The sequence below is a fragment of the Crenobacter sp. CS_VA4 genome, assembly GCF_055597485.1.
The window spans coordinates 103,396-124,956 of record NZ_JBVMAE010000004.1; the positions used below are offsets into that span (position 1 = coordinate 103,396).

The following is a 21,561-nucleotide window of genomic DNA, read 5'->3' on the forward strand; positions in this document are numbered from 1 at the left end:
ATGGCGGGCTCGTCGCCCGTTCAGAGCTTCAGCGTAACGGCCGTCAAGGGCCGCGCGCAGCACAGCAGGACCGCACCGTCGCCGGGCGGCTCGAGCGGCGGCTCGACATACTCGACCTCGCCCTCCAGCAGCGGCGTCAGGCAGGTGTTGCACAGGCCGGCCCGGCAATTGAACGGCACGGTCAGCCCGGCCTGTTCGGCCAACTCGAGCAGCGAATGACAGGACGGGTCCCACGCGATCTTGGCGCCGGAGCCCCCGAAACTGACGGTCAAACCATCCACCGGAGCGACACTGGCGGCGGGTACCGCCTTGCCTGCCTCCGGTACCGGCGCCGCGGCTTCGTCCTCGTCCAGGATTGTCGCCGGGCCGAAGAACTCGTAGTGGATGCGCCCGCGATCGACGCCGAGGCTGCGCAGCAGCCGCCAGTTGGCCTGCATGAATGGCCGGGGACCACACAGATAGACGTCGTAGTCGTCCAGCGGCAGCAGCGCCTGCAGGGTCTCGCGCGAGATCAGTCCCTGGCTGTGACACGACTGCCAGGCCAGGTCGTCGGCGCTCGGCCGCCGGTAGCAGAAATGCACCCGGATGCCGGGGCGCGCGGTGGCCAGCGTCAGCACCTCGTCGCGGAAGGCATGCACCGCGCCGTTCTCGCAGGCGTGAACGAAGGTCACCGGCCGCGTCGATTCCGTGCTCAGGCGATGCAGCATGCTCAGCATCGGCGTGAGGCCGACACCGCCGCTGAACAGCAGCACCGGCCGTTCGCTGCCCTCGTCGAGCACGAACTCGCCGGCCGGCCCGGCGATGTCGAGCAGGTCGCCGACCCGGACATGGTCGTGCAGGTAGGCCGAGCCCTTGCCGGGCGGCAGGTCCGGCCGGTCGGCCGGCGCCGGCTCGCGCTTGACCGAGATGCGCAGCCGCGCCGCCTCGCGCGCATCGCCAGACAGGCTGTAGTTGCGAAGCAGCGTGCCGCCGCCCTCGTCGGGCAGGCGGACGACGACAAACTGCCCCGGCCGGAACGACAGGCAGGCGCTGCCGTCTGCCGCCGCCAGCACGAACGAAATGATCGCCTCGCTCTCCGCCCTCTTCTCGACCACCCGGAACGGCACGAAGCCCTTGGGGGCGGCCGCCGCTTGCAGATTCTCGCCCATGATCAGGCCCCCGCTTTGGCCGGCTGCACGGCCAGCGGGATCACGCCGGCGGCCTGCTCCGCCGCGATCAGCTGGCCCAACGCGCGCCGGAAGCGCCGCGGGCCGGAGTCGCTGGCCAGATCGATGTTCGGCGTGCGCTTGTCGGCCATGCCCCTGTGTACCGCGGTCAGGATCGCGCGGTCCTCGTCGAAGGCGTGGCGCACGTCCTCGGCGAACTCGCGCGAGACATTGTCGTCGTTGGGCGCGAAGTTGCGCATCTGGAACCAGTAATAGCGCGTGTTCGACTCGTCGACCGGGGTCATGAAGTTGTACGAGTTCATCAGGAACACGTCTTCGTGCAGCGGGCCGTCGTCCGTGCCGGTACCGGCCGGCGTGAACAGCGCCTTGATGATCGCGTGCGACGGGTAGTGCACCTCGTAATGCTGCTTGCGGTCGCAATTTCCGCTGAATTTGACGAACTTGGCGTAGAACGGCGCCACCTCGACATCGCGCATCCAGCGCGACACCAGCACGCCCTCGTCGCCGACCGTGGTCTGCAGCGGCGCCTCCGCGCAGGCAGCGCTGCCGAACGACGACTGGTGCACCCACGCCACGTGCGACGGGTCGAGCAGGTTGTCGGTCATGTACAGGTAGTTGCAGGCGATGGTCATGCTGTCGCCGCGGTTGATGCCCCAGGCCGGATCGCCCCATTCCTCGATCTTGACGATGGCGGCCGGGTCGGCCTTGTCAGCGTCGCCCATCCAGATCCAGACCAGCCCGTAGCGTTCGGCCAACGGATAGCTGCGCACCTGCGCGCCCTGCGGAATGCGCGCGCTGCCCGGCGCTCGCGTGCAGCGGCCGGAACAGTCGAAGGTCAGGCCGTGATAGCCGCACTCGATCTGGTCGCCTTTCAGCCTCCCCATCGACAGCGGCAGCTTGCGATGCGGGCAGGCGTCTTCCAGCGCGACCGGGGTGCCGTCTGCCCTGCGGTACAGCACGATCTTTTCGCCGAGAATGGTGGCGGGGTGAAGACCGTCGCCCAGTTCACTCTCCCATGCGGCAACGTACCAGGCATTCCTCAAAAACATGGCGGCTCTCCTCGATGTGTTCCTTCTTGCACCGGACGTGGCGTCAAGTTGTGTCATCAAGGTTATGAGAGCCGAATACTAAATAAAAGATGTGAAATCCTGCGCCTTTATTTAGTATTTCTAAATCGTAGAAGCTCCCCCTCCCATCACTGCTTGCGGAAACCGCCATGGACAACCTCCCTCCCCTTCGTGCGCTGCAGGTCTTCGACACCGTCGGCCGCTGCGGCGGCATCGCCGAGGCCGCCAGACGCTTGGGCGTGTCGGCCGGCGCGGTGAGCCAACAGATGAAAATCCTGGAAGACGCGCTGGGCATGAGCCTGACCGTCAAGGAAGGCAAGCGCATACGGCTGACCGCGGCCGGTCAGAAGTACCACGAGAGCTGCGCGGCCGCGTTCGAAAACCTGCGAGTTGCCCACGCCGAGATCGAGCGCTCCAAGAACACGAGCACCCTGCGAGTCAGCGCGCTGCCGTCGCTGCTGTCCAAGTGGCTGGCGCCGCAGGTGATCGCCTGGCAGAACGATCACCCGGAAGTGGATCTCTATCTCGACGGCAGCCATGCGGAACCGTCCAGCGACGGCTACGAGATCGACTTCCGCGTCACTTACAGCGACCGTGCGCTGGACGCCGAGAACGCCATCGAGCTGTTCTGCGACTGTGTGGTGCCCGCCTGCAGCCCGGCGCTGCTGCACGCCGCAGCGCCGACAAAGCCCGCCGACCTGCTCGCCTACCCGCTGCTGTCGATCGACTGGCTACCGAAGTTCGCGTCGCCGCCGTCATGGCAGGACTGGTTCACCGCCGAGGGCGTGGACTGTTCGCAGCTGCACGACAGCCACCGAGTCTTTTCGCTGTCGGCGATGGCAATCCAAGCGGCCATCGACAGCCAGGGCTTCGTGCTCGCGCAGTACTCGATGATCGGCGAGGACCTCGCCGCCGGTCGCCTGGTCACGCCTTTCCCCTACCCATTGCTACTGCCGTCCTCGTATTTCCTGACCTGGACGAGCAGCGCCTTCGACAAAGCGCATTGCCGGCGCTTCCATCGCTGGCTGGTCGCACGCGGGCGCGAGCAGAACGACCTCAATGCCGCACTGCTGGCCCGCTCCCGCGACACGGCGGCGGCGTAACCCTCGTCAGTTTCGTGACGCGTAGGCTTGGCCGACAGGCTGATTGCCGAAGACGGTGTGGGCGGAGAACCAGGCGCTCGCCTGCTCCCGGAAAGCCTGCGCCATCGGCGAGAGCGGGCGCCTCGCATCGTGCGACAGCAGGATACGCTGCAGCGGCAGGTCTTCGGCAATCGGCCTGACGGCCAGCGGCTGGCCGTCGTAGCTGTGGTCCCCGTAGGGGCGCGTATAGGACAACGCGACGCCAAAACCGTTGGCGACCAGGCCGCGCTGCAGCTCGAACGAATGCGCCTTGTACACCTTCTGTGGCGACAGCTTGTAGAAGTGGAACAGGTCCAGGAAGTGCTGCCCGCTGTAGGCCTGCTTGGTCAATATGATCGGATGCTCGCTGAGCGCGCCGAGGCTCACGCTGGCTGACGCCGCCAGCGGATGCGCCGCGGGCAGCAGCGCGTAAGCCGGCAGCTCGCACAGCACCGTGCTCGCCACGTTGGCCGGCAACCCGAGGTCGTAGCTGAGTATCAGGTCCAGCGAGCCCTCGCCGAGCAAGCGCCCGAGCGCATCGAACCCTTCCACCCGGATCTCGACCGTTATCGCCGGATAGCGCGCCTTGAGGCTGCGCAGCAACTGCGGCAGGCAGTACGGCGCCAGATCTTCGAAGCAGCCGAGCACCAGTTCGCCGGCCGGTTCCCCCTCGCCCGCCGTCAGATGCTCCAGCTCGCTGGTCTCGGCCACGACCCGCTTCGCCTTTTCCATTACCGTCCGGCCGAACGGGGTCAACGACACGCCCAACCCGCGTTGGCGGACAAACACCGGCTGACCGAGCAGCTCCTCCAGCTCACTGATGGCGGCGGAAATGGCGGGTTGCGATACGTTCAGCTTGGCTGCGGCGACGGTGATGTTTCCATGCCGTGCAACTGCTAGGGCGTAATGGAGCTGGCGCAGCGTTACTTTCATAAGATTTTCCGAGGAGACAGCTCAAAACACATTATTTTATTTTTTCTGAGCGACAGGCAATAGTTCCGGTACCACTTCAGCGCTTCAATTTCCCGCCGCAAGCCTGAAGTGCTCACCCGATTGATCAACCAAGCAAGGTAAGAACAATGAGCACTACCCCTTTGATCAGCGAAGACGATATTGCCGCGTTTCAGCGAGACGGAGCCATCTGTCTGCGTGGCATTTTTTCGGAATGGATCAGTACGATCACCGCCGGTATTGAGCGTAATCTCCGCGAGCCTGGTCAATACGCTGCGAACAATCTAACCCCTGGCGAACCCGGGGGGTTCTTCGATGACTACTGCAACTGGGCACGCATCCCCGAATTTGAGTCCGTTGTCATGCGATCGCCGGCCGCTGCAATTGCCGCCGCCATTACGCATTCGAACACTGTCCAATTCTTTCATGACCATGTACTGGTAAAAGAGCCGGGGACGCAAAAGCCCACGCCTTGGCATCAGGACATTCCGTACTACTTCACCGATGGCAACCAGACCGTCAGTTTCTGGATTCCGGTTGATCCGGTACGTGAAGCCACATTGCGACTGATTGCCGGCTCTCATTTGTGGGACAAATGGGTATTGCCCGTGCGCTGGAAGGATGACTCCAATTTCTACGGCGAAACCGATCAGTATCGGCCGGTTCCCAACCCGGATATCGAAACCGACTTGAAGGTGCTGGAGTGGGAGATGGAGCCCGGTGACGCCGTGTTGTTCGATTTCCGCACGGCACATGGCGCTCGAGGCAACCCAACCTCTGAACGGCGCCGGGTACTGTCGCTGCGTTGGGTCGGTGACGATGTCCGATACGCGGAGCGACCCGGGAAGACATCGCCGCCCTATCCGGGGCACGGGATGGTCCCTGGCCAGCGCCTGCGGGAAGACTGGTTTCCAGTCGTCTGGAACCCGGATGCGTAATGGCACCTATGTATGAAATGCGGTCAAATCCGCGAGAAGCCGATTAGGCGCCATAGGGGGCAGGCTAATGGCAGCCGTATCACCCATGCTGCCCTCCTGACGATCACCGGCACCGCTAATCAACTAAAGGGGAGAGAATATGAAAATGGAGCACATCCTGCCGGGTGTCCGAGTCATCCAGGACGAGATGATCGAGTTGCGTCATCGACTTCACGCCAACCCTGAGTTGAGCTTCGAGGAGTTTGACACCAGTGACCTGGTCGCGGAAATGCTGACAGCCTGGGGCTATGAGGTGCACCGCGGGCTTGCTGGTACTGGTGTGGTTGGCACATTAAGAAATGGTAATGGGAACAAGGTGATTGGCCTGCGCGCCGACATGGATGCGTTGCCGATTCAGGAGACTACCGGCCTACCCTATGCCAGCCGCAACGCGGGGAAGATGCATGCCTGTGGGCACGATGGCCATACAGCCATGCTGCTCGCTGCGGCCAAGTGTCTGGCTGATAGTCCACGTTTCAGCGGCACGGTGCGCGTGATTTTCCAGCCAGCGGAAGAGGGGGATGCAGGGGCCCAGAAGATGGTGGAGGCTGGCCTTTTCAAGATGTTCCCCTGTGACGCGGTGTTCGCCCTGCACAACTTTCCAGGCCTTCCTGCCGGGAAGTTCGGTTTCTTGCCTGGCCCCTTCATGGCCTCGACGGACACGGTGACGATCCGCATTGTCGGACGTGGTGGTCACGGTGCGATGCCTCATGAAGCCGTCGACCCCGTGGTAGCTGGTGCATCGCTGGTGATGGCATTGCAGACGATTGTCTCGCGCAGTCTGAACCCGCTCGACGTGGGAGTGGTGAGCGTTGGCGCGTTCCATGCTGGTACCGCCTCAACCGTGATTCCGGGCAGTGCGGAAATGTCCCTCACCGTGCGTGCGCTGAAAATGGAGGTGCGTGACCTGTTGCTGCAGCGTATTACCGATCTCGCTCATTCCCAGGCGGCAAGTTTCGGTGCGAGCGCTGAAGTGCACATCGATGAATGCCGCTTTCCGGTACTGGTTAACCACCAGCGGGAAACCGAATTCGCCCGCCAGGTAGCCGAGGACTGGCTTGGTGAAGATGGACTGATTCCCGACATGATGCCGCTGACCGGTAGTGAAGACTTTTCCTTCATGCTGGAGCAGTGCCCTGGTTGCTATCTGATCATCGGCAATGGAGAAGGCAAAGGAGGATGTCTGTTGCACAACCCCGGCTACGACTTTAACGACGATTGCTTGCCGTACGGGGCAAGTTACTGGGTGAGGTTGGTCGAAGCATTCCTCGTCTGACTAGTACCTGTCTACAGATTGCCATGGTGGATCCCGCCGGGGTTCAGGCAATATCGCGATGGTCTGATAAAAAGACGTGTACAAACAACAGTCTAATAAACACCGGTGTCAAATGCGGCCCCCCATCAGGACTGCCCGCCTTGAAGCACTTTGCCTATGTCTACGGAGAGATTATGAAGAAGCTTGCCATTTCAGTTGTAATTGCCCTGACTTCTACCGGTGTATTTGCGAAAGATTGGAAAGTCATCCGTTTCGGTGTTGATGCTACCTACGCCCCGTTTGAGGCCAAAGCGCCGGATGGAAAGCTGGTCGGCTTCGATATAGACCTGGGGAATGCCATCTGTGCCAAGCTCAACGCCAGATGCCAGTGGGTTGAAAATTCCTTCGACGGGATGGTTCCGGCTCTTGAGGCGAAGAAATTCGACGGTGTCTTGTCGGCCATGAGCGTGACTGAAAAGCGTCAACAGCAAATCGCTTTCTCCGACAAGCTCTATGACGGCCCCTCCAGCTTGATTGCGAAAAAAGGCGCCGCCATCCTGCCGACTGTCGCGTCTCTCAAGGGCAAACGTGTTGGAGTGACGCAGGGGGCAACCCAGGAAACCTACGCCAAGACTTACTGGGAGCCCAAGGGAGTGACCGTGGTGTCGTACCAGACCCAAGAGCTAGTCCAGCAGGACCTGCTGACCGGCCGTCTGGATGCGAGCCTGACCGACTTGGTTCAAGCCGACCTTGGGTTCCTAAAGACCCTGAAAGGCCGTGACTTTGCTGTCGCCGGCGACCCGGTGCGCGATAAGAAAACCCTGGGGGCCGGTGTTGCAATCGGCTTGCGCAAGGGAGACAACGACCTGCGCCTCGCTATCAACAAGGCCATTGCCGACATCCTCAAGGATGGCACTTACCAGAAGATCGCGAAGAAGTACTTCACCTTTGACATTTACAACTGATCGCTGACCAGCCTGACGGATTGCAGGAGCCAGCAGCACATACTGGCCGATGACGTCGTCGGCCAGTTATGACCCGATGCAGCGGGATGCTGGCACTGCACGTGGTCCGCACAGAGAATCAACGGCATTGGCGCAGGCGGCTGTCCATAACAACAAACGCTGCCTGAATGGTCCGCGCAAGTGACCTCCATGTACAAGACGATGTCCGCTATGCCAAGCGCCCGGGGAAGACCTCGCCGCCGTACCCGGGACACGACATGGTACCGGGGCAGCGGCTGCGGGAAGACTGGTTCCCTACCGTCTGGAACCGGAGCGCGTGATGCCCCCGCCCATAATGCGCATTAGGAGCGGCGACCGCCCTCCCCGGTGGTGCGACACGGCTACTAGCTACTGCCGCACCATTACTCCCCTTCTGGCACGAGGCGTTGCGCCATCGAACCCAAGCCCTGTGGCACTCTCCGCTGCCTGAACTCCGTCTCCCCTGCTGAACCGTGCGGGCCATTCGGCCGGAAAAAGCCCGGGCGGCCATGCTTTAGAAAAGCTAAACAAACAAGCAGGTTTACTCTTCTGTTTTTTAAAATTTCCTTATCTTATTCTTGCCTAGACAACCTCAAGAAGCCGTCATTATCTCAATCAAAAGAAACGGACATTTTATAAGACCACTCAACTCTATTTCACCCGCCATACCACCATAAAAATCAGACGCTGAGCCAGCGGTTTATTTGGCGTTATTGATGCGTCGCGTGCAGTCTACAAAATCAACATGGAGAAGCAGCAATGAAAAATCTTGCCCTCACCGTTGTACTCGCACTCGCCTCCACCGGCACCTTCGCCAAAGACTTCAACGTTATCCGCTTTGGCGTTGACCCGACCTTTGCACCGTTTGAGTCCAAGACCCCTGAAGGAAAACTGGTTGGTTTCGACATCGACCTCGGCAACGCGATCTGTGCCCAACTCAAGGCCAAATGCGTCTGGGTCGAGACGGGTTTCGACGGCATTATTCCTGCCCTTAAGGCCAGAAAATTTGATGCCGTACTCTCTGCGATGACGGTCAACGAGCAACGCAAGCAGCAAGTCGCCTTCTCCGACAAGCTCTATGAGGGCCCAACTCGCCTGATTGCCAAGAAAGGCAACGGCCTGCTTCCTACGGTCGAATCACTGAAAGGCAAGCGGGTGGGCGTGGCGCAAGGCACCACGCAGGAAACCTTCGTCAAAGCCTACTGGGAGCCCAAGGGGGTGATCGTGATGTCGTATCAGAACCAGGACCTGGTCTATCCGGACCTGATCTCCGGCCGCCTAGATGCCAGCATAACGGACGCCGTGGTGGCCGACATCGGCTTCTTGAAAACCGCCAAGGGGCGTGACTTTGCGTTCGCCGGCGACACGGTCAAGGACCATAAAACCCTAGGTGAAGGGGTCGCCATCGGTCTGCGCAAGGAAGATCAGGACTTGCGCCAGACCATTAACAACGCGCTGGCCGCAATACTCAAGAACGGCACCTACCAGAAAATCGCGAAGAAATATTTCTCCTTCGATATCTACAATGGTTGATGGGCTAAGTCACGGTTAACTGTTGAAAAATAAGGGGGGGGGGGTTGGTCGAATCAATCCACGACCCCTCCAATTTTGTACGCCGTATTTCTGGAATTAAGAAACCGGCCCAGCAGGAGGAAAACCGGGGCTCCTCGCTCCAGGCCCCCGGATGCGCTCAGCAGGGCCTCACCCGGATCATCTCAAGCAATTATTCACCGGGCACTTCTGACTAGACAGCGAACAAGACGCCTCCCCTTTCGAGAGAGATAGAGATGAACGCAGGCTTTCCGACTCAGCCCAGCTATTCGGCCCAGCGCGAACAGTTCCTGGCGGCCGCCGAGGCGGCAGGCGCCACGCTAACCGAGTACCCCCACCCCTTACGCGGCCCGTTCGGAGAGCCATTGGCCACCGACGTCGCACTGCTCGGCAACCCCGGTGCGCGACGGGTATTGGTCGCGATCTCCGGCACGCATGGCGTCGAGGGCTACTACGGCTCGACCTGCCAGACCCGTTGGCTGCGGGAGCTCGGCAGCCGCAGCCTGCCTGACGATGTGGCGGTGCTGATGATCCACCTGATTAATCCCTGGGGCACCGCCTGGATGCGGCGGGTAAACGAGGACAATATCGACCTCAACCGCAACTACCTGAACTTCAGCGGGGCGCTACCGCGCAACGAACGCTACGAGGCACTACACGCGATTTACACCTGCACCGAGCTAGAAGGGCCTAAGCGAAGACGGGCCGATGCCATGCTAAACGAACTAGTTCGTGCCCAAGGCTGGTCAGCAGTGATGGCGATCGTCGAAGCCGGCCAGTACAACCATCCCGACGGCCTGTTCTACGGCGGACAGGCCCCGAGCTGGTCCAACCGGACGCTGCACTTGATCGCGGAACGCCATTTGGCCCGTGCCGAAGTAGCGATGTGCTTCGACCTGCACACCGGTGCAGGAGCCTACGGCCATCCGATGCTGATGGCGATCGCTCAGGCCCCCTACCCGGCACTCGAGGATGCCCACCGCATCTACGGCCCCTGGCTGTATACGCTACTCACCGGCACCGGCAGCCACAGCGACACCGGCGTGGCAGCGACCGCCACCGGCTATACCTCACAGGCCCTGCTCGATGCACTGCCTCAGGTACGCCTGATGCGATTCGTCATCGAATGCGGCACCTACGAGGGAGAGCAGGTCCACACCCTGCTGCGCGACGACCATTGGCTGCATCTGTATGGCATCCCCACCGACGCGACAGGACGGCAGATCAAGCTTGCATTGCTTGAGCAGTTCTGGCCGGCAGATCGTGACTGGCAAGATACTGTCTGGCTGCGCACTCAACAAATCTGGGCACGTGCACTAGCAGAACTGGTCAAGGTTGTCTCTTGTACTGGGGCAGTCCACCGATCCCAATCGGACGTTCACAAGAATCAAGACAGACCATCCTCTGTTTCCTTGCGAAGCTTTGTGCCCACTCAGCAATCAACGTAGTAGAAGATAGATCACGACACTACCTCCTGCCCCCTGCACGGCACTGTTATTCATTAACTGTGAACAACGTGACGATTTTTTCACCAACTTTGACCCAGAATTGGCCCAGGAGCCAACGGACAGACATGCAAAGTCCTTGTCTTATCAAGGTCTGCTGTTTTCACTAACTCTGACCCCCTACATGCAGATTTGCAAATTTGGTGAAATTTTTTGCAAGAATTTTCGCCGCACTTTTTGGTGCAGAAGAAACCCGGCTATGCCGGGGTTTTTTTCTGTTCCGAATGGCGTCGAACGCATTGATAAAGTTTTACAACAACCATTTTCCTGCTGTAGCCATCCGGTTTTTTAACTGGGGAGGCAGCACAAGCAGTATCAACAACGGCTCGTCGGCATCTAGAAAATCCGGAACGATTTAGGTCTATCTTCAAAGCTCGGCCCCCCCACGGTGAGTCAGCACACATTGGGGGTTGGTCGCGAGGATCCTTTCTTGTTCCTGCGAGTGGATACTATTAACAAAAGTTCACGAAGGCTGGAAATCCATGAGATCGCTTGTCAAACTGGATTCCCAGAAAACGTGGTAGATCGGCCCTATGAAGAAGCATTGCAGTGTCTTAGTGCAGGAGCCCTCATCAAAGACTATATACATGTTTTAGCGATCAAACGCGTGCGTCAGCAGTTGAGGAGCCTGTCCAGCACCAAGCAGAAAACATGAAATTAAGAGGCACTAGTTCGTGGCCACACGTTAATAGTCAAATATTTGCTCAGGTTCTTCAGAAAATTCACTTGAGGTAGCTCAGGAGCTTTTTGTTTTCTATCTCAGTTTTGAAGCGCTATGCGAACTCAGATTAGCGCCGTCCTTTCCTTTCAGCCTCCTCCCCTTCTCAGGGATGCTAGTACCCTTTCCAGTTAATTTCAGACCTCAATGAATGACTAGCCCAAAGCTGTCACGAAAATTTTCTCCAACCTTGTCTACTTAGAGGGGGCAGTTCAGCTTGCACAGACCGTGTTCCGCGCTCGAAAAGCGGTTACGGAATGATGCCCGATTGTGCCATTGGCATCGCTTGGAAGACCTATACTGATTAACTAGGTTGCAAGCGCTTCGTTGTGTGGTAAGGAGTGGGCCATGGTCGGAATAGATGATCTTATTGAGAGTGAGATCCTGACGGGGGTTGTCATCGCGGCAGGGGCGGTCATCCTGGCGCCGATTGTCGTTCCAGTGCTGGTGGGAGTAGCCAGACCGCTGGTGAAAACGGTGATCAAGACCGGGATTGTCCTTTATGAGCGTAGCGTGGAGACGGCGTCGGAAGTGGGTGAGGTAATAGAGGATATCGTCGCCGAAGCGAGGGCCGAACTCCAGGCGTCCACGCCCGAGATAGAAGGTGCACCCGCAGAAGCGGCTCCTCCCGCTGAAGATCCGGCCGTCGCCTGATGGTGCCGGATGCCCATGTCTGTCACAGGCTGGCGGGCAGGGTGAGGATCAGGGTGGCGGCCAAGCGCGGTGATTCCGCCTATTTCAGTCGGGTCTGCCGGGAGTTGTCCACCGTCCCCGGGGTTGTCGCAGTGAGCGCCAACGCTGTGACAGCGTCCATCGTTATCGTTCATGGTGTGGAGTTGCAGACACTGGCGGAGGGGGCGCAAGAACAAGGACTGTTTCAGCTCGCCGGAACCGAGCGCGGATCGGTACGGGCGCAGACGCGCCGTTCCCTGGAGGGATTGAGCCATGATCTCGCCCGGATCAGCGGGGGGGCGTGGACTTTCGACGACGCCTTGTTCCTTGCACTGGTCGGATTTGCGGCACACGAAGCGGCAAACGGCCGCTTCGCCGCCCCGGCCGTCACGCTGGCTTGGTATGCATTCAACACCCTGGCCATTCCTGACGACCGGATCGGAACGGTGTTCATGGACGGCTAGCCGGGGGACACACGGGTTGAATGGAGGGTATCGATATGGCGGAGGAAGGCCACAAGCCAAAGGGGAGGAAAAGACCTGGCACCGCGGAAGCGGCGCCCAGGGTGGGTAAATCTGTTCACCTTCCCTCCGTAACGGCGGAGCAGGCGGAGGCGGAAGGGGAAAGGAGTTTGGCCATGAAAACCGAAGAACGGGAAATGAAGACCGAAGAAAAGGTAACTGCGGCCGATACGGCAACATCGTCCAGCACTGTTACAGACACTACTACGGACGTCGCAGTGGGAGCACGAGAGGACTTCTTGGGCACGGCCGGTCAGACGGTGAAGGCCAGCATCATCGGGAGCCTCAAGGGCATCGACGAGATCGAGGCGGAAATTGTCACCGTGGTGAGAAATACCGTTTCCAATGGGCTGCGGGCATCCGGTTCCACCACCACCGAAGCGGTGGACGTGGTGCGCGACGTCTTCAAGGGGGCTATTTCCGCGACCGAAGAAGTGGGGACGGGCCTGGTCGTCACGACCAAGAGCGTGGCCAAGGGGCTGATCATGGGCGTAAGCGATGTGGGTGGAGATCTGATCAAAGCATCCAGTGACATCTCGCGCGCAGCCGTACGCGAGACGGCGGCGGTGGGTGGGGATCTAGCGCTGGTCGCCCGGCAGACCGTGGACGGCGTGGTGGAAGCCACTAAAGAAGTTGGCGGCAACGTCGGTAACATAGCCACCTCGGCGGTGAATGGCGCGGTAGAGGCAGCCGCCGGCATCGGCACAGGCGCCGTCAGCGCCGTGCGCGACATCTTGGTCGGGGCGGTGGATGGCATCAAGCAGGTAGCGGGGGCGGCGCTCCCGAAAGCGGCAGAGAAGCCGGTACCAACTGCGGCGACGGAGGCGCCACGCTAGGCAGCGGTCGGCAGGATCATGACGGTCCTAGCGCCGTCAGGGTCCTTAGGGGATAGGCGCACTGCCCCGGGGATGCTGCAATAAATCCTTCATCTGCTTCTGTTGTAATTGCCGTCAGTGAATAGCCACAATTACGGCAGGAGCAGGAGGAACGATGATGCACTGTATTCACCACGTCCCGGGGCGGCTGCGGGTGAAAGTTTCTGGGCTCAAGGGAAACGAACATCATGCCCGTCGCATTGCCGAGCGCATGGGGGCCCGTCATGGCGTGGTTGAGGCGCGCGCCAACTCACACACCGGGAGCCTGGTGATCCATTACGATGTCCATCAGGTCGATTCGGACTCGCTGCTGGGGATGTTGCAGGATTCGGGGGTTGTAACCAAAAGGGGAGCGCCCCTGCCCTTGCCCGCGACCGGCGGGAACCCGCAATGGTCCCGGAAGATCAGCGACACGGTGGTGAACAAGCTCGTGGAAAAGGTCGTCGAGCGTTCTGCGATTGCCCTGATCGCGGCGTTGATCTAGTTGTCAGCCCGCCCCCCACAGCAGATAAAATCCTGCGCCCCCATCGGGGGCGTTGTTGTTTTTCCTCGCCATCGCTACGGTGGTGATTCGCGCTTTGCCCTGAATCAACCACTTCATCCCGCCCGTTACCGGGCAAACCACGCGCGCAATTCGGCGGCCTTGTCTGTGAGTTCCCACGGCAGCCCCATGTCCATTCTTCCGATGTGCCCGTAGGCGGCGAGCTTCCGATAAAACCGGCCACCATGCAGTGTGGGCAGATGCCTGAGGTTGAACTGGCGAATGATCCCGGCGGGGCGGAATTCGAACCGGTTTCTCACCAGGGCGGCGAGTTCGTCGTCCGGGAATCGGCTCGTCCCGAAGGTCTGAACCCGCACGCTCACCGGCTGCGTCTGACCGATGGAATAGCTAAGCTGGATCTCGCACTCGTCGGCCAATCCCGCGGCGACAACGTTTTTTGCCGCATAACGGGCCGCATAGGCCCCCACCCGGTCGATGCGAGCCGGATCCTTGCCGGACAGCGCCGCTTCGCTATGCCGGGAATACTCGCCATAGGTATCGATAGCGTTTTTTCGCCCGGTGAGGCCGGAGTGGGCGGCCGGCCCGCCATTGAACGGCCCCTCCGGGTTAATGAACAGCAGGGTCTTGCTGTCAGGCTTGATGGGCTCGTCCAGGAAGGCGGGGCGTATGACCTGCTCGACCAGATCGTCCCGGAGTCGGTCGGGTGGGGGGGGCGGGTCGCCGCCCAGGCTCGCGACGATGGTGACGCTGTGAATGCGATGGGGCTTTCCGTTATGAAACTCCACGCACACCTGGGTTTTCCCATCCGGCGCCAGGTAGCGCAGTCGCCGCCGTAGCCGCACTGCCGCAAGCCGCCGCGCCAGCTTGTGGGCGAGCCAAATGGGCAATGGGATCATGGCGGCGGTCTGGTTGCAGGCGAAGCCGAAGACGTTGGCCATGTCTTTCGCCGTGATCCGGTCGATGGCCTCCTCGTCCAGGTTGTGCTCGTCCACCGGAGGCCGGGAGGGTTCCGGAAGTTCGCCCAGGCTGGTCATGACCGTGCAGTCCTTCGGGTTGAAGTGTTCATCCGCGTATCCCACCTGGCCGATCACCTGTCGCGCGATCTCGGGGATATCCACGATGAACTTGGAAGCAAAGCGGCAGGCAACGAAGAGGATGCCCTTGGAGACGGCGCATTCCGCCACCACCCTGGAGAGCGGGTCCAGGATCAGAAATCGGTCCAGGATGGCATCAGCAATCTGATCGCATAGCTTGTCGGGGTGGCCTTCAGTCACCGAGCCCGAGGTGAACATGAAATCCGTGCTCATGATAGGTTCCCACTGGTGTCAGCTGCGATGACCGGCAGCGTGCGTTGCTGCGCAGGCGCAGGGAGGGCGCGCCTGCCCGAGCCTTTTGCCGCTTCGTTGATCAGGAAGGGCAGGGCCGCCCCCCCGAGTATCACCCCCGTATCGAGGGGGGCGACGGGAGAGGTGCCGAGCAGGCTGCGCAGCCCTGGAACCGCCACCGACAGGACCTGCAGCCCGACGGAGGTTCCCAGGGCCCAGTTGAGATAGGGATTGCGCGGCAGTCGTCCGCGGGTGAACAGGCCGTGGGTTTCGGAGCGGCAACTCCAGGTATGGAACAACTGGCCCATGGACAGGGTCATGAAGGCCAGGGTACCGGCTTGCGGCCCCGGGCCATAGCGGGCGAGTCCGTAGCCGTAGCCCGCCAGGGCGCCGGCGGTGAGGGTAAGCGACTCCCGCCCATAGCGACCAAGATCCGACGGGCGGATGATGGCTTCCTTGGGGTCCCGCGGCGGCACCCTCAGAATGTCCGGTTCCGGCGGCTCGACGGCCAGGGCGAGGGCAGGGAAAACGTCGGTGAGCAGGTTGATCCATAGGAGTTGCATGGCATTGAGGGGCTGGCCCAGGCCGGCGGCCAGGGAAATCAGCATCATCAGGAGCTCGCTCCCGTTGGTGGACATCAGGAAATGCACCGACTTACGTATGTTGTTGTAAATGGTGCGCCCTTCGCTCACGGCGACGATCATGGTCTGCAGCTCGTCATCCTCGATCACCACGTCCGACACCGCGCGGGCAGTGTCCGTTCCGCTGTGGCCCATCGCGATACCGATATCGGCCGCGCGCAGCGCGGGTCCGTCGTTGATGCCGTCCCCGGTCATGGCCACCACCTTGCCGACCCGCTGCAGTCCCTGGACGATTTGCAGCTTGTTGCCCGGGCTGACCCGGGCGAATACGTCCACCTGCTCCACGAGTCCGGCCAGGAGTTCGGGGCCCAGCTTGTCCAGGTGGGTCGAGTCCATGATCTCCAGAGGACGCGTGCCGCTCAGGGCGAGCTCCTTGCCGATGGCGTAGGCCGTGGCGCTCTGGTCTCCGGTGATCATCACCGTCTTAATTCCCGCCTGATGGAACAGCCCAATCAGCTCGGCGACCCCGCGGCGTACCGGGTCCGCCAGCCCCGCCAGACCCAGCCAGGTCAGTTCGTCCGCGGCGGGCACGCCGTCACGTTCCGCCGAGCCGTAGGCGAAGCCAAGGATTCGCAGTCCGTCGCTTGCCATGCGCTCGTTCTCGGCGAGAATGAACGCCCGATCCTGATCGGTCAGCTCGCACCGGGTTCCCGCCATGAGGCGCCAGCGGCAAAGCGCCAGTACTTCGGCGGGGCTGCCCTTGACGGCGAGCAGGCTTTCCCTCTGCTGGCCCCGATGCAAGGTTCTCATGTAATTGCGCCCCTCCGCCCGGTAGTCGACGCTTGACATGGCATACTGCTGGCGCAGGGCTTGAACGTCGATGCCGCATTCCAGCGCGAGCTGAACCAGCGCGCTCTCGGTAGCCGAGCCATTCAGCACATAAGCTCCCTGGGTGCCGTCTATCTGGGTCTCGTTGCACAGCACGGCGACATGCATGAGTCGCAACAACTCGTCATGATCGTAGGGATTGAGAGTGTTCCCATGGCACCAAAGACCCTGATCGGTGACATGGATAGGATCCGACTCGGTAGAGAGGGCGAGGACGCTCATCCGGTTCATGGTCAGGGTCCCGGTTTTGTCGAGACAGATGACCTGAACCGCACCCAGGGTTTCAACCGCGTCCAGCTGGCGGATGAGCACCCGGTGCCGGCGCATGCGCCTCACCCCCAGGGCCAGGGTGGTGGTGGCCACGGTGGGCAGGCCTTCGGGCACGGCCGCCACCGCCAGCGCCACCGAAGCCGACAGCATTTGCAGCAAGCCATACCCCCGCATCAGGCCCACCAGGAACACGACCGCGCAAATGGCGGAACTCAACCACACCAGCTGCGTCCCTAGCCGATCGAGTTGCTGCTGCATCGGCGTGTCCGGCGGACGGGCGGTGTTAACCAGTGCCTGGATCGCCCCGATCTGGCTCCGCCCCCCGGTGGCCACCACCACCCCCAGGCCGCTGCCGCCGGCCACCATGGTGCCCATATAGGCCATGTTCAGCCGGTCGGCCAAGGGGAGTTCCGGCTCGGCCAGGAGCGCACAAGACTTGATGACCGGCAGGCTCTCGCCGGTGAGGGGGGATTCGTCCACACTGAGATTTTGTACTTCGAGCAGCCGCACGTCCGCCGCCACCCGAGTGCCTGGTGTCAGGAGCAGGATATCTCCCGGAACCAGGCTTTTGGCGTCGATCTCCAGCACCAGCCCCTCCCTGAGCACTAGCGCTTGCCGTTGCCCCGTCTTGGTAAGGGATTGGAGGGTGCGCTCGGTCTGGCTTTCGGTAACGTAGCCGATGCCGGCGTTGATCAAAACCACACCGAGGATCACGGCCGCATCGGCAATGCCGCCGGTGGCGGTGGAGAGCGCCGCCGCCCCGAGCAGGAGCAGTACCGGCAGGCTCTGGAACTGGCTAAGGAGCATGGCCCAGGAGGAACGGGGTCGGGGACTGGGCAGGCTGTTCGGACCGAGCCTCCGCAAGACCGTTGCGGCGGCCGGGTGGGACAGGCCGGTGGTGCGGCAGGAGTCCAGGGCGTCGAGCACCCGCTCCTCCTTCAGCATGTGCCAGACGGGCCCAGATTCGACCGAGGAGGGCATCGTCCCCTTGCGCGACGGGCGCGAGACCGCGGCGAGCTGGGTGGATGCCGCCCGGCCTGCCGCGCCAGTCATTGGAGGACGGCCGCTATCCACCGCGTCAACGGCGTCCTTGTCCAGAAGCCGACCCACCATCGCCACAATCTCCCCAGGCAGCAAGGTGGCGTCATACAGGATAAGGACGTTTCCCGTCAGGGCATTGGCGGTGGCATGCCTGACACCAGGCTGGCGGGCAAGCCGGGCTTCGAGGCGCTGCCCGAGTTCCTGGCAACGGTACAAGCCGGCCACCTTTAGGCGGAGGCGGCCGGCCACCGCCACATGGACCGGAACGACCCGCGTAACGGGTAGCCCCCCTTGTGCAGGTGCTCCACGGGGCGACAATAAGTCATTGTTCACTTGCATCTTACCGAAGCCATGGGGCGTTTCCGCCGTTCGCCCCGAAATAGCGATCGACCTTGCCAGCAGTATAGGAGGCCCCTGCTGTAGGGTTGAAGATTCTATATATAGTGGGTGCTGGCCGGCTTGCCGTGCTCGCCCGGCGCCGGTTGGCCATGACACCGGTGGGAAGGGCTGCCGGCCGCGTTGCTCTACCAATCGGGGGAATACACTGTGAAAATGAAGCCCTCATCTTTACGCCCCCCCTTCCCCACCGTGCGGCACGTCGCCACGGCCCTCCTGCTCGGCGTCATCGTTCTGTACGTTCCGGCCCGACACTACGAATCCGTCAATCCGTTTTGGGGCTACCTACGCGCGTTTGCCGAAGCGGCAATGGTGGGTGCCTTGGCGGACTGGTTTGCGGTCACTGCCTTGTTCCGGCGACCACTGGGCCTTCCCATTCCCCACACTGCGGTAGTGCCGCGCAACAAGGATCGTATCGGTGCGGCCCTGGGCGGCTTCGTAGAGCGCAACTTCCTTTCGCCCCCAGCATTGAAAGCGAAGCTGGCGGAAACCGACTTTGCCGCTCTCCTGGCCGAGTGGCTGGAGCAGCCACGCAACCGCATCATGATTGTCGAATATATGACCGAGATGCTGCCGGTGGTGCTGGATACGGTGAAGGATGAACAGTTCAGGCGATTTATCTTGAAAAACGTCGGTGAGCACATCCGCCGATTCGAGGTAGCCCCCCTGGCGGCGGAAGTGCTGGGCATGCTCACCGCCGAAAATCGCCATCAACAGCTCATCGACGAAATGCTGCGGCAGGCCGCCGCGCTGCTCAAAGAGAGCGAACCCCTGATCCGCGACAAGGTGAGGACCAATACGGCATGGCTATGGCGGCAATTGGCAGTGGACGACCGGGTGGCGACCCAGATCATGGTGGCGGCCGAGGACGCCCTCACAGAACTCGCCGGGGATGCTCAGCACCCATGGCGGCTGCGCTTCGACCAGACCGTCCGGGACTTCATCCAGGAGCTCAAGACGTCGCCGGAGTACCGGGAAAAAGCGGGAGACCTCAAGGAGCAGCTGTTACAGCATCCCGCCTTGCGCGAGTACCTGGACGGGTTGTGGCCGGAGATCAGGCAGGCTATCCATGAAGACATGGCCAAACCCGCCTCGTTCTTGCGTGGCCGGCTGCGCAAGGGGCTGGCGATGCTGGCCAGTGGCTTGCTGAACGATCGCGGCTTGCGGGTCCGGTTAAACGGCTGGATCCTGGAGATTCTCCTTGAGGTGGTGAACTCGCGCCGGCACGAGGTTTCGAAGCTGATCGCCACCACCGTGCGGGAATGGGATCCAGACACCATGGCGTCGAAGATCGAGCACGAGGTCGGCGACGACCTCCAGTACATCCGGATCAATGGCACCGTGATCGGCGGGCTGGCCGGGCTGATGATCCACGGCATCTCCCAATTGGCGTTCTGATAAAGAACCTGGCGGTGCGCAAGCGACGGTGCGGAGCCAACAATATGAATGGAGCGGCGCGATCATGCAATTTCTCTATGTCTTTGTGCTGAGTGCCGCCGTAAGCTTGGACGCACTTGCCGCGGGCGCCGTCTATGGCGTGAAAGGGATCAGGATATCGCTGACCTCGCTTGCCATCAGCGGGCTCGTGACGGTCATCGACACGGCAGTTGGAATCGCGGGCACCCGACTGGCAGTCAGGTTCATTCCCGCCCACGTGGCAACCGGCATCGGCGCGGCTTTGTTCGTCGTGCTGGGCATGTTCAGGTTATTAGTGGAACATCTTGCGGAAGAGAGACCCCAGCCTGAAAAACGGTGCGGTCGGCACACGCAACCTGGCGATTTCGATCAGTCGTCTGGTGATCGTCATCATGCCAAACCGGTTGGGGCCGATCTGGACAGATCCAAGGACATCGGTCCATGGGAAGCGGTGCTACTGGGTTTGGTACTCAGCATCGACAATGTCGTCGCCGTCTCGGCCGCAAGCCTGGGCGGACTTCTACCTGCTACTACGCCCTTGATCATGGGGGCAACCCAAGATGGGGCTTTTTTCCGCAGGCTACTATGGGGCCATACTGCTGGTGACCGATCGGACAAAACACCGTCTTCCCTTTATTTCGGGCGCCGTACTTGTGGTCTTGGGGCTAGTACGGTTGATTTGAGCATCGCCAAGGGGGCACCGTCTCCCCAAGCTAAACTGGATAGTGCACAAACAGGCCACCTCCGGCTTTCTTGAGGCTCTTCACGAACTCGTGGGAGTTTGGAGATGGCGTGGACGCACCCCTGCCGGCCCTCCTCTATGAGCTATCTTGCTGCCCAGAAAATCCCCCGCCCCTCATGCCGTTCACTTAAGCCGTTAGACCGTGTTTTCGCACTGTGGACGTCATGAATAACACCATTTCAGGCGTAGGCATCTGCCTCACAGCAAATTCAGCAGACCGACCATAAGTCGGTGATTTCTATGAAATAGCAACAACTTTTGCACGAATGATGCAAATTTCGTAGGATTTCTTCACGAACTCTGCATATTGGTGGATTGCGCGCATGTACAAGAAGGTGAAAAAACTCTTAAAAATCAAGGTGAACGTTTTTCACTAACTCTGCAAACCTACATGTAGGTTTGCAGAGTTAGTGAAAATTTTTGCAAACAGTTTCTAGTGCACAGCAAGAAGCCCGGGTTGCCCGGGCTTCTTTGCGTTCTGGGTAGTTCCGAAGCAGATCAAGCCAGTTTGCCAAGAGCATTCGCCATGCCTGCCAAGTAGCCATCTGACTATTCCCGATTCGAATGCTGGTGCTTTGAATAGCGTTCAGACACCAAGCCGCCATCGACTCCGCAAAATGACCCGCCCGCCGCTCGGCGGCTTGGGTAAACATTTCGCAGAGCCATGTAAGCCCGTGGTAACCGGCGCGACTAATGGATGAGCAAAACTTGGCATGTGGCCAAGCTAGCCGACCCGAAAAGGAACTGCGCCATGAAAACCCTGACCTTGATTGTGGCTTCGCTGATGACGCTCGCGACGGGAGTCGCTTTCGCAGACCACGGCGAAGAGCGCGTGAGCCTGTATGGCCGCCATGCCCAGATGCAAGCTAACCAGAGAATGCCGAGCCATCAGATGAGCGCCCCGCAAACCGGCAACGCCGCTAATGGCCAGCAGGCTCAATAAGCCTCTTCGCAACCAAGTTCCAGCCTTGAGGGACACCCGGGGTGTTCCCAAGGCTGGGTAGCATCAAACAGGCGGGCAGTACCGGTTGAGCCACC

The 21,561-nt window shown here is 61.0% G+C and carries 19 protein-coding genes; 14 read left to right on the plus strand and 5 right to left on the minus strand.

What is annotated here, in order from left to right; all coding sequences use genetic code 11:
* Positions 1-20: 20 nt before the first annotated feature.
* Together ACZ2IA_RS05170 and ACZ2IA_RS05175 are read right to left on the minus strand one after the other, a co-directional pair.
* Positions 21-1,148, minus strand: coding sequence for an FAD-binding oxidoreductase (locus ACZ2IA_RS05170; protein WP_470291502.1), 1,128 nt, complete (start codon positions 1,146-1,148; stop codon positions 21-23).
* A gap of 2 nt (positions 1,149-1,150) precedes the next feature.
* The gene (locus ACZ2IA_RS05175; RefSeq protein ID WP_470291503.1) at positions 1,151-2,215 is read right to left on the minus strand and encodes an aromatic ring-hydroxylating dioxygenase subunit alpha; all 1,065 of its coding nucleotides are present in this window, start codon (positions 2,213-2,215) and stop codon (positions 1,151-1,153) included.
* A 167-nt stretch (positions 2,216-2,382) separates the two neighbouring features.
* Between ACZ2IA_RS05175 and ACZ2IA_RS05180 the strand changes: the two genes are divergently transcribed.
* Complete coding sequence (locus tag ACZ2IA_RS05180; RefSeq protein ID WP_470291504.1) at positions 2,383-3,336, plus strand: LysR substrate-binding domain-containing protein; 954 nt, start codon at positions 2,383-2,385, stop codon at positions 3,334-3,336.
* A gap of 6 nt (positions 3,337-3,342) precedes the next feature.
* On the opposite strand, the gene ACZ2IA_RS05185 is transcribed toward ACZ2IA_RS05180, so the two are convergent.
* Positions 3,343-4,287: a LysR family transcriptional regulator gene (locus tag ACZ2IA_RS05185; RefSeq protein WP_470291505.1), complete on the minus strand. Its 945-nt coding sequence runs from the start codon at positions 4,285-4,287 to the stop codon at positions 3,343-3,345.
* A 146-nt stretch (positions 4,288-4,433) separates the two neighbouring features.
* Between ACZ2IA_RS05185 and ACZ2IA_RS05190 the strand changes: the two genes are divergently transcribed.
* From ACZ2IA_RS05190 to ACZ2IA_RS05235, 10 genes are all read left to right on the plus strand, one after another.
* Positions 4,434-5,243 carry a phytanoyl-CoA dioxygenase family protein gene (locus ACZ2IA_RS05190; protein ID WP_470291506.1) on the plus strand — a complete coding sequence of 270 codons (810 nt, stop codon included), beginning with the start codon at positions 4,434-4,436 and terminating at the stop codon, positions 5,241-5,243.
* Positions 5,244-5,382: 139 nt separating this feature from the next.
* On the plus strand, positions 5,383-6,558 hold the full coding sequence (locus tag ACZ2IA_RS05195) for a M20 aminoacylase family protein (protein WP_470291507.1): 1,176 nt from the start codon (positions 5,383-5,385) through the stop codon (positions 6,556-6,558).
* 173 nt (positions 6,559-6,731) lie between these two features.
* Complete coding sequence (locus ACZ2IA_RS05200; protein WP_470291508.1) at positions 6,732-7,502, plus strand: ABC transporter substrate-binding protein; 771 nt, start codon at positions 6,732-6,734, stop codon at positions 7,500-7,502.
* A gap of 777 nt (positions 7,503-8,279) precedes the next feature.
* Positions 8,280-9,053 carry an ABC transporter substrate-binding protein gene (locus ACZ2IA_RS05205; RefSeq protein ID WP_470291509.1) on the plus strand — a complete coding sequence of 258 codons (774 nt, stop codon included), beginning with the start codon at positions 8,280-8,282 and terminating at the stop codon, positions 9,051-9,053.
* Positions 9,054-9,307: 254 nt separating this feature from the next.
* The gene (locus ACZ2IA_RS05210) at positions 9,308-10,519 is read left to right on the plus strand and encodes a DUF2817 domain-containing protein (protein ID WP_470291510.1); all 1,212 of its coding nucleotides are present in this window, start codon (positions 9,308-9,310) and stop codon (positions 10,517-10,519) included.
* 499 nt (positions 10,520-11,018) lie between these two features.
* On the plus strand, positions 11,019-11,231 hold the full coding sequence (locus tag ACZ2IA_RS05215) for a DUF3562 domain-containing protein (RefSeq protein WP_470291674.1): 213 nt from the start codon (positions 11,019-11,021) through the stop codon (positions 11,229-11,231).
* A gap of 411 nt (positions 11,232-11,642) precedes the next feature.
* Positions 11,643-11,948, plus strand: coding sequence for a DUF5132 domain-containing protein (locus ACZ2IA_RS05220; protein WP_470291511.1), 306 nt, complete (start codon positions 11,643-11,645; stop codon positions 11,946-11,948).
* Positions 11,948-12,430 carry a hypothetical protein gene (locus ACZ2IA_RS05225; RefSeq protein WP_470291512.1) on the plus strand — a complete coding sequence of 161 codons (483 nt, stop codon included), beginning with the start codon at positions 11,948-11,950 and terminating at the stop codon, positions 12,428-12,430. Before ACZ2IA_RS05220 ends, ACZ2IA_RS05225 begins: the two co-directional genes overlap by 1 nt.
* A gap of 173 nt (positions 12,431-12,603) precedes the next feature.
* Complete coding sequence (locus tag ACZ2IA_RS05230; protein ID WP_470291513.1) at positions 12,604-13,323, plus strand: hypothetical protein; 720 nt, start codon at positions 12,604-12,606, stop codon at positions 13,321-13,323.
* A gap of 154 nt (positions 13,324-13,477) precedes the next feature.
* A complete protein-coding gene (locus ACZ2IA_RS05235) occupies positions 13,478-13,846 on the plus strand; it encodes an HMA2 domain-containing protein (protein ID WP_470291514.1) in 369 nt (122 codons plus the stop codon).
* Positions 13,847-13,971: 125 nt separating this feature from the next.
* Here the strand turns inward: ACZ2IA_RS05235 and metK are convergent, their stop codons facing one another.
* Both metK and ACZ2IA_RS05245 read right to left on the minus strand, forming a co-directional pair.
* Entirely contained in the window at positions 13,972-15,171 is a 1,200-nt protein-coding gene (gene metK / locus ACZ2IA_RS05240) for a methionine adenosyltransferase (protein WP_470291515.1), read from the minus strand.
* Complete coding sequence (locus ACZ2IA_RS05245) at positions 15,168-18,308, minus strand: cation-translocating P-type ATPase (RefSeq protein ID WP_470291516.1); 3,141 nt, start codon at positions 18,306-18,308, stop codon at positions 15,168-15,170. The genes metK and ACZ2IA_RS05245 overlap by 4 nt, the downstream gene beginning before the upstream one ends.
* A gap of 213 nt (positions 18,309-18,521) precedes the next feature.
* Between ACZ2IA_RS05245 and ACZ2IA_RS05250 the strand changes: the two genes are divergently transcribed.
* From ACZ2IA_RS05250 to ACZ2IA_RS05260, 3 genes are all read left to right on the plus strand, one after another.
* Positions 18,522-19,763, plus strand: coding sequence for a DUF445 domain-containing protein (locus tag ACZ2IA_RS05250; protein ID WP_470291675.1), 1,242 nt, complete (start codon positions 18,522-18,524; stop codon positions 19,761-19,763).
* A 64-nt stretch (positions 19,764-19,827) separates the two neighbouring features.
* A complete protein-coding gene (locus tag ACZ2IA_RS05255; protein ID WP_470291517.1) occupies positions 19,828-20,538 on the plus strand; it encodes an MntP/YtaF family protein in 711 nt (236 codons plus the stop codon).
* A gap of 736 nt (positions 20,539-21,274) precedes the next feature.
* Positions 21,275-21,466: a hypothetical protein gene (locus ACZ2IA_RS05260; RefSeq protein ID WP_470291518.1), complete on the plus strand. Its 192-nt coding sequence runs from the start codon at positions 21,275-21,277 to the stop codon at positions 21,464-21,466.
* The last annotated feature ends 95 nt before the right edge of the window (positions 21,467-21,561 follow it).